At 56.0% G+C, this 13,400-nt stretch carries 11 protein-coding genes; 3 read left to right on the forward strand and 8 right to left on the reverse strand.

Features of this window, described 5'->3' with window-relative positions; translation table 11 throughout:
* Positions 1–82: 82 nt before the first annotated feature.
* Entirely contained in the window at positions 83–1,036 is a 954-nt protein-coding gene (locus R3F64_RS02590; RefSeq protein ID WP_442908814.1) for a LysR family transcriptional regulator, read from the reverse strand.
* Positions 1,037–1,165: 129 nt separating this feature from the next.
* On the opposite strand from R3F64_RS02590, the gene R3F64_RS02595 reads away from it, so the two are divergent.
* Positions 1,166–2,224: an SDR family oxidoreductase gene (locus R3F64_RS02595; RefSeq protein ID WP_332609592.1), complete on the forward strand. Its 1,059-nt coding sequence runs from the start codon at positions 1,166–1,168 to the stop codon at positions 2,222–2,224.
* Positions 2,225–2,375: 151 nt separating this feature from the next.
* Here the strand turns inward: R3F64_RS02595 and R3F64_RS02600 are convergent, their stop codons facing one another.
* The 3 genes from R3F64_RS02600 to R3F64_RS02610 all read right to left on the reverse strand — a co-directional run bounded on the left by R3F64_RS02600 (position 2,376) and on the right by R3F64_RS02610 (position 4,961).
* Positions 2,376–2,903, reverse strand: a complete 528-nt coding sequence (locus R3F64_RS02600) for an HPP family protein (RefSeq protein WP_332609594.1) — start codon at positions 2,901–2,903, stop codon at positions 2,376–2,378.
* Between the two features lie 418 nt (positions 2,904–3,321).
* Positions 3,322–4,446: a GGDEF domain-containing protein gene (locus tag R3F64_RS02605; protein WP_332609595.1), complete on the reverse strand. Its 1,125-nt coding sequence runs from the start codon at positions 4,444–4,446 to the stop codon at positions 3,322–3,324.
* Entirely contained in the window at positions 4,446–4,961 is a 516-nt protein-coding gene (locus tag R3F64_RS02610; protein WP_085918501.1) for a hypothetical protein, read from the reverse strand. The genes R3F64_RS02605 and R3F64_RS02610 overlap by 1 nt, the downstream gene beginning before the upstream one ends.
* 186 nt (positions 4,962–5,147) lie before the next feature.
* On the opposite strand from R3F64_RS02610, the gene R3F64_RS02615 reads away from it, so the two are divergent.
* Positions 5,148–6,059 carry a homocysteine S-methyltransferase family protein gene (locus tag R3F64_RS02615; RefSeq protein ID WP_268901357.1) on the forward strand — a complete coding sequence of 304 codons (912 nt, stop codon included), beginning with the start codon at positions 5,148–5,150 and terminating at the stop codon, positions 6,057–6,059.
* Between the two features lie 121 nt (positions 6,060–6,180).
* On the opposite strand, the gene R3F64_RS02620 is transcribed toward R3F64_RS02615, so the two are convergent.
* From R3F64_RS02620 to ppnN, 3 genes are all read right to left on the reverse strand, one after another.
* Complete coding sequence (locus R3F64_RS02620; protein WP_199285343.1) at positions 6,181–7,488, reverse strand: MFS transporter; 1,308 nt, start codon at positions 7,486–7,488, stop codon at positions 6,181–6,183.
* Between the two features lie 220 nt (positions 7,489–7,708).
* On the reverse strand, positions 7,709–7,909 hold the full coding sequence (locus R3F64_RS02625; RefSeq protein ID WP_085918503.1) for a hypothetical protein: 201 nt from the start codon (positions 7,907–7,909) through the stop codon (positions 7,709–7,711).
* Positions 7,910–7,981: 72 nt separating this feature from the next.
* Entirely contained in the window at positions 7,982–9,364 is a 1,383-nt protein-coding gene (gene ppnN / locus R3F64_RS02630) for a nucleotide 5'-monophosphate nucleosidase PpnN (RefSeq protein ID WP_085918504.1), read from the reverse strand.
* A gap of 128 nt (positions 9,365–9,492) precedes the next feature.
* Here ppnN and R3F64_RS02635 point away from each other — a divergent pair, with 128 nt between their 5' ends.
* A complete protein-coding gene (locus R3F64_RS02635) occupies positions 9,493–10,383 on the forward strand; it encodes a LysR family transcriptional regulator (RefSeq protein WP_085918654.1) in 891 nt (296 codons plus the stop codon).
* Between the two features lie 45 nt (positions 10,384–10,428).
* On the opposite strand, the gene gcvP is transcribed toward R3F64_RS02635, so the two are convergent.
* Entirely contained in the window at positions 10,429–13,326 is a 2,898-nt protein-coding gene (gcvP, locus tag R3F64_RS02640; RefSeq protein ID WP_332609599.1) for an aminomethyl-transferring glycine dehydrogenase, read from the reverse strand.
* Positions 13,327–13,400: the final 74 nt, after the last annotated feature.

Genomic DNA, 13,400 nt, shown 5'->3' on the forward strand with positions numbered 1-13,400 from the left:
GACAGCACTGACCTGGCAAAGCAGCCGATTCTTGAGGAAGATGGGGTAGCGTTTATGAAGTTTATGCAGCCGTTTAATAAACTTAACGGTAAATCCCTTCCTGCCAACGATCCCAAGGGGGAAGTGGCGATACCACCTCGAACAGGTAATCCATAAAGGTACGCACCTTGAGCGTTTTGATTCGGCGCTCAGGTGTCAGTACGTAAAGTTCGCGGCGACCGGGCATGACCTCGCCACGCCATCCCTCAAGCAGTGGCACCAGAGCCCCCTTGGCAAGCTCTTCGGCCATCAACCAGGTGGGAAACATGACGAGCCCCTGACCCATTAGCGCCACCCTTACCAGCGTCTCGGCATCATTGCTGGCGAGGCTACCGTCAAGTTCGTAGGCCACTTCGGGCGCCGCCTTGTTTTGCTGGAAATACCACCGCTGGCGACCCAGTTCGCCCTGATAGAGCAGGCAGTCGTATTCAGCGAGTGCCTCGGGTGTTTCCGGCGTTCCCTGTGTTGCCAGGTAGTCGGGTGATGCAGCCAAGACGTAGTTCATCGGTGCCACCTTCCGCGCGACCATTGATGAGTCGGACAGATCACCAACTCGAAAAGTGATGTCATGCCCTTCGCGTACCGGATCGACAACACGATCGTCCAACTGCAGTTCCGCCTTGATGCCCGGAAAGCGGTCTTGAAAGCGGTGAAGCAACGGCACGATCTGGCGCTGGCCGAAGGCCACCGGTGCATTGATACGAAGCACGCCTCTGGGTTCTGCTTCTGGCTGGTTGAGTGCTTCGGTCGCCATGTCGAGGCGCTCAAGAATGTCACGCACTTCTGCATAATAGCGTTGAACTGCTTCTGTCAGTGTGACGGCACGGGTATGCCGGTAGAGCAGAGGTTGCCCCACTGATTCTTCCAGTCCCCGAATCTGCCGGGAGACTAACGACACTGCTCTGTGGAAGTGATTCGCGGCGGCGGTGAAGCTGCCGGTAGCGGCAACGCGTTCGAACACTCGCAAGGCGTTTAGGTCCAGCGCATTCAGGTTCATCAAGTTGCGTTTCCTGCAATAAAGATTTGCGATATTTTCGATTGTAGCAATTATCTCTGTCTTACAGACTGCTTTCACTAGTCTGGCTTGGTGTCAGAACTTTTATAACTCTCAAGAAGGACATCAATCATGCGTAAAGGTACTGCGCTTGTGGTAGGTGCCACGGGTATCACCGGTGGTAATCTGGCTTCTTACCTGGTGGCCAGTGGTTGGACCGTGTATGGTCTGTCGCGTCGCGCCACCCAGCAGAGCGGTGTGATTCCCATCGCCGCCGATCTGTTGGACGAACCCGCCACCGAGCAGGCGCTTGCTGGGCTACCGATTACTCACGTCTTCTACTGCACTTGGATTCGTCGCGACAACGAAAAAGCCAACGTTGAGGCCAACAGTGCGATGATGCGTAACCTGTTCGAGGCGCTCGACAGTGATAACCTGCAACACGCCTCGCTGGTGACGGGTACCAAACAGTACCTAGGCTCATTCGAGGCCTATGGTAGCGGTCGAATCGAGACCCCGTTCCGCGAATCCGAGCCACGAGTACCGGGTGACAATTTCTATTACGCGTTGGAAGATGTACTGTTCGAGGCCGCCGAGCGTCACGGCTTCGCCTGGAACGTGCACCGCCCGCACACGGTGATTGGTTATGCCCGTGGCAACGCAATGAACATGGGGACAACGATTGCCGTCTACGCCTCAATCTGTAAGGAGACCGGCAGACCGTTCGTGTTCCCAGGCTCGCAGATCCAATGGAACGCGCTAACGGACATGACCGATGCCCTTGTTCTGGCACGCCAAATGGAGTGGGCGGTGACCACGCCAGGTGCAGCGAATCAGGCCTTCAATACAGTTAATGGCGACGTCTTCCGCTGGCGTCGCATGTGGCGAGAGATCGGCGAGTACTTTGGTCTTGACGTGGCGAACTGCCCCGAGACTCCCCAGCCGTTAGACGAGCAGATGGCTGACGCTGAATCGACCTGGCGCGAGATTGCCAAAAAGCACGACTTGGTGGAGCCGGACGTCGACAAACTAGCGTCTTGGTGGCACACCGACGCTGATCTGGGCCGTGATCAGGAGTGCGTCAATGACACCACCAAGGCCCGCGACTTCGGTTTTGACCACTTCCGCGAGACACGCGGTGCCTTTTTTGACCTCTTCGACCGCCTGCGCGCCGAAAAAATCATCCCCTGAGTATGGAAAAGACGGAAAAATGAGCCTGGCGCTATATAGCGCCAGGCTTTTCAATGGCCGGTTTCTCGCATGGCAGCGAACAGGGCTTCTCAGCTGAGTGTCACGATATCGCCGAACAGGTGCTGGCAATCCGATCCTGAGAAAAGGCTGTCTACCAATAGTGGGGATAGCGACGGTGGCGGGCAAGGTTGTTAACCGTAATGGCGACTGAAAGCATAATGATGCAACCAGCCCCAATAGGGAAAATCGGATATAGCCAGCCTAACTGATGGACGTTTTCGCCACCCGCGACAGCCGTCAAAGCCGCGGCGGCACCCGGTGGGTGAACCGTATGGGTAAGCTGCATGACAAAAATCGATAGCGACACGGCCAGTGCCATGGCAATAGGAGACGTGCCAAGCCCTTGGTAACAAACAACGCCCACTAACGCAGACAGCATGCTGCCAACGAGTACGTGGCTTGGCTGTGCAAAGGGGCTTTCAGGTGCTGCATAGATGAGTACTGAGGTGGCACCAAAAGACCCTACAATGAGTAGTTCTTTTGAGAGCCATCCTGCGCTTAACCAGCAAATCAACGCCATACCGCTGAAGGCACCGAGCCACGACCAGAAAGCGTCTTTCCAGCCCACAAAAGAACGCTGGACAGTCCCTCCGCGCATCTTGTTTAAATAAGTCTTCATTCCACGCCCGCATGCACCAAATGAGTGCGAATGATTACAAAATGCATCGTGTTAAAGCAAATGAATAGTCGTAATGCAAAGATGCAAGCGGTTCAAGGTGCCTATCGAATAGCCAGGGGGCAATATTTAATCTACGGTTTGCTGCGATCTGCGGTGAGCACTTTGACGCCTCGCTCTGTCCACCACATCCTGATAATTGAAACGAGCGTGACGCTGAAACACAGCCTCCATACGGTGTTGTCGCAATGCGATAAAACCTGGCTATCCCTTTTCGCTAGGCTATCTAGGTTCAGATCCAGCGTTATTCAAACCCGTAATCGCGTTGCCTGCCGATCCTTTTGTATCACTGATGGGGTGGCAGCTCTTGGGACGAACCTTTGTTCATGCTATACCGAGCAGGCAAGTCCGACGCATGACGTCAGTCGACGACAACACGATTGCGTCCCTGGGTCTTGGCTTGATAGAGGGCTCGGTCAGCACGGGAGTAAAGCTGATCGAAAGATGCATCATGATTCACGGCTGTGGCTAGCCCCAGGCTAACCGTGAGGCCAACGGGTACGCCAAGTTCTTGATGGGACAGGGTTGCCACTCGATGGCGTATCCGTTCGACGACCTCCAGCGCCCCTTCAGCGTCGGTTTCTGGCATAAGCACACAGAACTCTTCCCCGCCCAGGCGCGCCACAACATCTGCCTTGCGGACCTCGTCGAGTAGCGAGTCGGCAAAGACTTTAAGGACTTGATCGCCCGCGGGGTGGCCAAAATCGTCGTTCACGCGCTTGAAATGGTCAAGATCAAGAACAGCCATGCTCAGGGGGAGGCCACTGCGTTGTCTCTGTTCGAATAAGCGTTCGGCGAAATTGAGCACGTAACGGCGGTTGCCTAGCCCGGTGAGCTCATCCATCAGGCTTAGTTGGAGCACTTTTTTGTGCTGATGATGCAGGCGCATCAAGAGCAGCATGAGGCCGCCCACGAGGAGAAGAATAACAAGGATCAGCACGGCAATGCCTATCGCCAGACGGTCCATCACAATGCGTTGCTTGGCGGCCTCAGAATGTAAGAGGTGACTCAGCCTGCTATAGGCTTGAGCCAAATCGTTTTCAATGGCGATGCCTTGTTGAATCAAGTCATCGGGAGGCGCGCCAGCGGCTATTTCACCCAGCGTCTGACGTAGGTGGGGAATCTTCTCTTCTACGCGGCGTAAGCGGTTTAAAGAGGATCTATACTCGGCTGGTGCGAAGCGGTTTTTGCTGAGCCCGAAGCTTATACCTTCAATATGTTGCGGGATGCGCCAAAGAAGGTTGTCGAAGCGCTCTATCAGCTCGCTATCTTGTGGATCCTCGCGAAACTCGTTCAACGTGGAGCGTAGCAGGGCAGTATGCAACTGCGGGCGAATGACATCGGCAACGAGCGCTGTGTAGTTCGATCCAAGTTGCTGGCGTACCTGGTACAGATAAATCCCTGCGGCGATTGCGCAAATGCCCGCTAGTAGCGTAAACCCAAGGCCGAGTTGCCAGCCCAGTGGCCGATTAAAGCGCAGATTCATTATTGCACGTAGATGTCTTTAATTGACCATACCCATGAGGTCATACTCACCGTGCCTGTCTCAACGGCATCAGCGTCCGCCGGAATGATCAACATCGTCGGGCCAAACTCATCTCTGGTCAGTGTCTTGCCGTCCAGCCTTGTGGCGAGGAGATAGCGTTTGGCATCGCGGTCTTCAGGCGTAAGGAAGGTCGTATAATCATCATGAGCAATGAAACGTAATGTCGCCGCATTATCGATGCCTTCAGCATTGAGGAAGTCATCGAGCCAGACGCCCGCAAAGCTCCCTTCTGGTCCTTCAAAGTGTTGCAGTGATACTTCATGGAGAGATGATTGCTCAATCTGCGCACGACTGATTGAGCGGCGTTCCTCATCGCTATGCAGTGTAATAACCGGTGTGTCATCTGTTGATGGTGAAAGAGCGCTTGGTGTCACTTCGGCTGCTTGGGCGGGTGCTGCAAAGGCGGTGACCGTAAAAGCAACTGTTATGAGTATCCGTCGAATGAAAGCTAACATGCCTGAGGCTCTTAATTCTAATGATGTGTAGAACATACTCCGTCTGTATCAGGGACGTCTAGTCATACTGAGTCATTGATACCTCTACCCATCGAAGTCTTGCGCCATGAGAACTTTTATATTGGTATGAGTCACATAGCGGCGGGATACGAAGACTGTGATCGATTTTTTATTAAGGGAAAACTGATGAATACTGAAAGCAGAAACATAGTGCTGCTGGACGGTGGAATGGGGCAAGAACTCAGGAAACGCAGCAGCCAGCCAGCGTCCCCGCTATGGTCTGCTCAGGTCATGCTTGACGAACCCCATTTGGTCGTTGATGCACATCGTGATTTTATCGCGGCTGGAGCGCAAGTCATCAAGCTTAATAATTACAGTGCCACCCCGATACGTCTGGAACGCGATGGCAGCGCTGCCATGTTCGAGCCTTTGCATACAGCGGCACTAAATGCCGCCCGGGAGGCGCGAGAAGAGAGCGGGCGTGAGGTTCGTATCGCAGGTTGCCTGCCGCCATTGGTGGCCAGTTATCACGCTGATAGCGTACCCGACGATAGCGTTTGCCAGCGTGATTACCGGCGTCTGGTGAAGCAGCAAACAGAGGGGGTCGACCTATTTCTCTGTGAAACCATGTCGCTGATACGTGAGGCGCGAGCAGCGACAATCGCGGCGGTGGAGGCTGAGCGCCCGGTATGGGTGGCATTCACTGTGGACGATCGCGATGGCACCCGCTTGCGCTCTGGCGAACGGCTGTCCGAGGCGGCCAATGAGGTCGCCTCCATTGGCGCGGAGAGAATAGTGGTCAATTGTTCAGTACCTGAAGCCGTTACAACCGCCATGTATGAACTTGCAACCCTCGATGTGCCCTTTGGAGGGTATGCCAACGGCTTTACATCTGTGGCACCACTCCAACCCGGCGGGACCGTAGACGCGCTAATGTCGCGTAGTGATCTTGATCCTGCCGGCTATGCCGAACATGCGCTCGAATGGGTTAGGCTGGGCGCTACGGTGATCGGTGGCTGCTGTGAGGTGGGTCCTGCGCATATTGCCGAGTTAGCCAGGCGGTTGACCGACGACGATTACCGGCTGGTGGCATATTGATCGCCTGGTACGTGCTATGAGCAAGCCTGGTGCTTGCCATCTCGAGAAGAGGCCGCAAACGTAAATACCCCGGGCGCTTGAAACCCGGGATTGCGCACTGCAATAGCGACCACCGGCTGCGTCACTTCGTCGTTTCTTCTGTTTCTGCTTCTTCCTCGTCCCCGACCGGTTCCAGGGGGTTGCCATCCTCGTCAAGAAATTGGTGATCATACGCCGCTTGGAGGCCAGTCTCTTCTGGTTCGACTTCCTGGGGCTGTTCGTCATCGTCAGTCAGGTAGTCGATGTGGCCCGGATAGAGGGGCGAGAGTACCGCCACCAGAATGCCGATCACGCAGAATACGGAAAAAGCGTCGGCATAGCCGAATTTGCCGACCAGCATACCGACCATCGGGGAGCCAGCTGCCTGACCCAAGGCGCAGGCCATAAAGGGTAATACCGGGCCCATCGATGGGCGTCCCGGCAACAGGCGGATGCCGGTCATCAGGTATAAACCTGTCAGGCTCATGTAAGCGAGACCAAATACCAATGCGGAAAACATCGTCAGGGCTAACTGGTCGGGGCTGGCGGCGAGCAGTACAAGGCTTGCCGCCAGCATCATCAGCATTAACGCCTGGGTAATGGGCGGGTTATTGCGGTCGGCTACATCGCTCACCACGGCACCTCCCAGGCCGGCAATCCCGGCGGCGAACCATAGCCAGCCGGTAAAGGCGGGGGGGAGTTCACCAAGCCTGACTACCAGATCCGGAGCGAAGATCCAGTAAGGTGCAGATACAAAACCCATCGCGAAAGCAAACAGCGAAAGCCGGACAAGGCGCGACCACTGCTGTCGAGTCACCGGGGGAGGAGGCGCTGCATTGGCGGGAATGACCCGTGAGACCGAGGGGATAAAAAACCAGGCTGCCACAACCCCGATACCTGCCAGTACGGCAAATGATGTATAAGTAAAACGCCAGGCATCTGCCAGGAACACGACGGTAGGTACCGCCACGATGATACCGATACTGGTACCCGCGTTCATGATGGAGCTGACACGGCCGTGCATCGAACGGCTGACCAATACCTGCATGGCGGAGGTCAGCGCCGGCATCATCAACCCCGTACAGACGCCGCAGGTAAACACACCAATACCTAGGGATAGAGCGTCTGAAGACCGGCTGATCAGTGCCAGACCCGCAACGCCAAAACACCCTGAGAGCACTGCCAGATTGCGCGCGCCGAGACGGTTGGCGGCAAGTGGAGCCACCATGGTGGCTAGCACGAAACTGACAAAGGGTAATGCGCCGATGATGCCGACAATATACGCTGACAGGTCAAGTTCATTGCTGATGGAAGGGACGAACAAGCCAAACGCGAAGCGCGCAAGCCCGTAGCTGATAGCCACAAGGGCTGCGCCAAAGAAGGCAAACCCCATGTTGGACAAAGTCTTCATATGGCCACCCCACTGTCGCGTTTGGCTTGAATGTCATACGGGTATTTCCATTCTCTCAATGACATCTGTCAGGGGCAATGCAAGACGACCTATTTCATTGGAAGTGATTAAGTCGTTAATCCAACACAACTCCTTTCAGAGTATCTGACGACAAAAACGCCGAGGGACGTTATTCCCAGTCGGCGTTTTTGTATGTGTCGGCAGTCCAGGTCCAGAGGGATTAGCTGGGTGCCTGGTGATCGGCGAGGGCAGCGGTCACGGCTTCTTCCCACTGGCCCGGGGTAATCCCCCAATGCTTCATTTCCGCCTGGTCAGGGCTGCCTTTGGCGGCATCCTCAAGCTCATCCCTGGAGTGTCGTTCAAAACAATGCTTGGCAAACGCCTTGGTTTTGCCGTCACTTAACTGGTTGATCATGTCCATGGTAGTTTGCTCTCCTTGATGACGCGTTAAACACGTCCAGTGTAGTCGTTCAGTGCCTTTTTGCCCGCATGATCACGTCAGCACATAACAGGGGACGTAGGCCTGCCCATCGAGTTTCATGCGGCCCTGTGCCACAAATGAGCTCAGCAGCTCATCCAGGCGCCGCATTAGCTCAGGCTCGGCATTGAGCACATAGGGGCCGTGGGCCTCAATCGCACGAATGCCTTGCTCTTTGACGTTGCCGGCGACGATACCCGAGAACGCCCGGCGAAGATTGGCGGCCAGCTCATGGGTTGGCTGCTGGCGGTGAAGTGCCAGGGCCCGCATGGCATCGTGAGTGGGGTCAAAAGGCGCCTGGAAGTCACGCGCAACCGTCAGGCGCCAGTTATAGTAGAACGCATCCTGGTGAGTACGCCTGAATTCAGTAATCTCATCGACACTCTCGCGCATGAGCCGAGCTACCGCGACGGGGTCACCGGTAATGATGGTATAAAATCGCCGGATGTCCTCGCCCAGGGTATAGACCAGAAATTCATCGATCTTCTCGAAGTAGGCAGCCGAGTCGGCTGGGCCGGTCAATATCAGCGGAAATGGCATATCCTGATTTGAGGGATGCAACAGAATCCCCAACAGATAGAGGATTTCTTCTGCGGTGCCAACGCCGCCGGGGAAGACAATGATGCCGTGCCCCAGGCGGACAAACGCTTCAAGGCGCTTTTCGATATCGGGCATGACAACGAGTTCATTGACAATGGGGTTGGGCGCTTCGGCGGCGATGATGCCTGGTTCCGAAATCCCCAGATAGCGGCCATCACGACGACGCTGCTTGGCGTGGGCGACGTTGGCACCTTTCATCGGGCCTTTCATGGCACCAGGGCCACAGCCTGTGCAAATGTCCAGATCGCGTAGGCCCAGGTGGTAGCCGACGTCCTTGGTATATTCGTACTCTTCCCGTGAAATGGAGTGACCGCCCCAGCACACCACCAGGCTGGGGTCACGGCCAGGTTTGAGCGTGCCTGCCTTTCGCAGGATATGAAACACCGCGTTGGTGGTGCCTTCTGCGGTGGTCAGGTCAAAGCGATCATGACGCTGGATTTCATTGTAGATGTACACAATGTCGCGGATGATCGAAGAGAGGTGTTCCCGAATACCGCGAATCATGCGGCCATCCACAAAGGCTTCGGCGGGCGCATGGGTCAGTTTCAAACGAATGCCGCGATCCTGCTGAAGCACCTCGATGTCAAAGTCTCTATAGGCTTCCAGAATCGCCAGGCTGTCGTCGGTGGGACTGCCGCAGTTAAGTACGGCCAGCGCGCAGCGCCTTAGTAAATCATGCAGGCCGCTCTTGGATGTGCGATGAAGGCGATTGACTTCGTGTTGCGAGAGGACTTCAAGGCTGCCTTCCGGCGAGATAATGCTGGAAATGGTGTCGCGCGATTGAGCGTTTTGGGTCATTAGTGGTGCGGTTCCTGACGGTGTGAGGTCTTTTCTCATACTATCACGCTCCCTGAGCGGGTACACCGCAAGTGCCTGGTAAGCAGTATGATATGATATACGCCATTGCTAACCCGATGATGCTCAACATGTTTAATGCGCAATATTTTCGAACCTACATCACCTTAGTGGAAACCGGCAGCTTTACGCGCACCGCGCAGCGACTGGATATGACGCAGCCAGGGGTGAGCCAGCACATTCGCAAGTTGGAGCGTTATTTAAATAAGACCTTGCTGGAACGGCGCGGACGGGGTTTTACATTGACCGAGTCGGGGCGTCGCGCTTACGACTATGCGTTAAAACTGTTTGCTGAGCATGAGCAGTTTCGTCATGCGCTGGACGACGATTTACTGGACAGCGGTGAATGTCGTATTGCCTCTCCGGGCAGTGTTGGCCTGATGTTTTATCCTTACATTCTGGGACAGCAGCAACGGCATCCCAATCTAACGGTCAGCTACAGCTTTGCGTTCAATCACGAAATCGTCAATGACTTACTGGAAGGGCGGTACGACATCGGGATCGTCACTGAAGCGGTCAATCATCCCGATCTGGAATGTTATGTATGGCACCAGGAACCCCTGTGTCTGGTCGTGCCAGCGGACTTCGTCGAAGGAACGCTTTCGGACCTGATGGGGATTGGCTTTCTCAACTACTATGATGGCATCAACCACGCCAACGCCCTGTTGCGGGCCAACTATCCCGATGATTACCGTTCGATGACGCATTTTCGCCACCAGGGCTTTACCAATGAAGTCAGCATGGTACTTGACGCCGTCGCCCGGGGGCTGGGTTTTACCGTGGTGTCGCGTCTGGTGCTGGAGACGTCCCCATGGCAGCGGCAGGTAAAGGCGCTTAACCTGCCCAACACGGTCAATGAAGTGTTGTATTTGCTGCGTCGGCGAGATTCCGTGTTGCCCAAGCGTTATGAAAAGCTGCTCAATGGCTTTCATCAGGAACGGATGCAGGAAATAACGCCTTGAGGCCGCCTCGTCGTCCTCAAGGCGCTTGGCTGATCGACCTGGCCGTTACGCGTCGCGGTATTCGTCGATACTCGGGCAGGAGCAAATCAGCTGACGGTCGCCAAAGACGTTATCCACGCGATTCACCGCCGGCCAATATTTCGACGCCTTGACGGCGGCGGTAGGGAAGGCCCCCAGTTCGCGATCGTAAGGACGTTGCCACTCAGCGTCGATGATATCTTCCTGGGTGTGCGGCGCGTTGACCAGCGGGTTGTTGTCCTGCGGCCACTCGCCTTGCTCGACTCGCGTGATCTCCCCACGAATGGCAATCATCGCATCGCAGAAGCGGTCTATTTCATACAGCGATTCCGACTCGGTTGGCTCGATCATCAGTGTGCCTGGCACGGGGAACGACATGGTAGGCGCGTGGAAGCCGTAATCCATCAGGCGTTTGGCGATATCTTCTTCGCTGATGCCCGAGGCCGTCTTGAGTGGGCGAATGTCAATGATGCATTCATGAGCCACCGTACCGTTCTGGCCGCGATAGAGAATCGGAAAAGCCGCTTCAAGCCGCTTGGCGATATAGTTGGCATTGAGGATGGCCAGCTCAGTTGCTTCACGCAGACCCCGCGCACCCATCATTTTAATGTACGCCCAGGAAATCGGCAGGATGGAGGCACTGCCAAACGCCGCGGCGGATACCGCGCCACACTCTGGATTGACGCCGTTGATGGGCGTGACCACGTGGTTGGAGACGTAGGGAGCCAAGTGGGCTTTGACACCAATGGGCCCCATGCCTGGACCGCCGCCGCCGTGGGGGATGCAGAACGTTTTATGCAGATTCAGGTGTGAAACGTCGCCGCCAAAATCCCCGGGGCGGGTTAACCCAACCTGAGCGTTCATGTTGGCGCCGTCGATATACACTTGGCCACCGTTGTCATGAACGATCTGGCAAGCCTCGCGCACGCTGGTTTCAAAGACCCCGTGGGTCGACGGATAAGTGAGCATGATGGCGGAAAGCTGATCCCGGTGCTGTTCTGCCTTGGTACGCAGGTCGTCCAGGTCAATGTTGCCGTTAGCGTCGCACTCGACGACCACCACTTTCATTTGCACCATGGCCGCAGATGCCGGATTGGTACCGTGGGCCGAGCTTGGGATCAGACAGACATTGCGGCGGCCCTCGCCCTGGGCATTCTGGTAACGCCTGATGGCTGCCAGCCCGGCGTATTCGCCTTGGGCACCTGAGTTGGGCTGCATGGAAATATGTTCATAGCCCGTCACCTCAACCAGGAAATCGGCCAGTTCGTCGATCATCTGGTGGTAGCCAGCCGCCTGCTCGCGGGGTGCGAAGGGGTGGATATGGGCGAACGCCGGCCAGGAAACGGGGATCATCTCGCTGGTGGCGTTGAGTTTCATGGTGCACGAGCCGAGCGGAATCATTGCATGGGCAAGCGATAAATCTTTATTTTCCAGCCGCTTCAGATAGCGCAGCATCTCGGTTTCGCTGCGATAGCGCTTAAAGGTGGGGTGGGTCAGAAAAGCGCTTTCGCGCTGGTAAGCACTGGGAATGCCGGAAACACGGTCAGTGACAATCTGCTCGTCAAGAGCGGCGACAGAGAGTCCGTGCTCATCACCGAGCAGTACGTCAAACAGGATGGCCACGTCGTGGGCCGTGGTGGTTTCATCCAGGCTGATACCCACATCGCCGTTGGCGAAATAATGCAGGTTGATGTCGTGGGTCATCGCGCGGCCATGGATTTTGCCTGCATCCACCTGGGTCAGGCGCAGCGTATCGAACCAGGTGTCATGCGCGAGGCGGATACCTGTCTGCTGAAGGCCGTGGGCGAGCAGGGTCGTCAAACGATGCACGCGTCCGGCAATTTTGCGTAGCCCGTCGGCACCGTGGTAAGTAGCGTAAAAACCGGCAATATTGGCCAGTAGCGCCTGGGCAGTACAGATGTTCGACGTGGCTTTCTCACGGCGAATGTGCTGCTCACGGGTTTGCATCGCCATGCGTAACGCCGTGTGGCCGCGGCTGTCTTTGGACACACCAATAATCCGTCCGGGAATGGATCGCTTGAGCTTGTCTGATGTGGCAAAAAAGGCGGCATGAGGCCCACCGAAGCCCATGGGCACCCCAAAGCGCTGAGAGTTACCCACCACAATATCGACACCCAGCGCGCCCGGCTCTTTAAGCAGAACCAGGCTCAACAGGTCAGTGGCGACACAGGTCATGATCGAGCGTTCAGCGGCGGTGCTGACCAACGATGCCAGGTCACTGATTTCGCCGCTGGCCGTGGGGTACTGGAACAAGGCCCCAAAAACGTCATGCTCGGCAACCGACGCTGCCGGTCCCACGATGAGTTCAAACCCAAAAAAATCGGCGCGGGTTTTCACCACGTCCAGGGTTTGGGCAAACACATCGTCAGCGACAAAAAAGGCATTGGACTTGTTTTTCTTGTTGGCCCGCTTGCACAGCGCCATGGCTTCAGCCGCCGCTGTCGCCTCATCCAGCAGGGAGGCGTTGGCAAGCTCCATGCCGGTTAAATCCATGACCACCTGCTGGAAGTTCAGCAGCCCCTCCAGGCGCCCCTGGGAGATTTCCGGCTGGTAAGGCGTATATGCCGTGTACCAGCCCGGGTTTTCCAGGACATTGCGCTGAATCACCGCAGGCATGTGTGTCCCATAGTAACCCTGGCCAATATAGCTTTTGGCGACCCGGTTTTGACGCGCCAACTGGCTCAGGTAATCGAGGGCTTCAGCTTCGCTTCTGGGGTCGTCGAGCGACAGTTCGCGGCCAAGGCGAATATCGCCGGGTACAGTTTGCTCGATCAGATCTTCCATGCGCTGCATGTCGAGCGCTTTTAGCATGGTGGAGACGTCGTCGGCGTCAGGGCCATTGTGACGTTTGATAAAAGCATCGTGGTCAGCCAGTTCGGCTAATCGGCGAGTTTCAAAAGGCATGGAGAGAATTCCGAACGTGATGAGAAAACCGGGCAGGGGTTGGGGCTGCGCCTGCCAATGCTGGGCAGGCGTTT

Source organism: Halomonas sp. 5021, from assembly GCF_036663435.1.
Taxonomy (GTDB): domain Bacteria; phylum Pseudomonadota; class Gammaproteobacteria; order Pseudomonadales; family Halomonadaceae; genus Vreelandella; species Vreelandella janggokensis.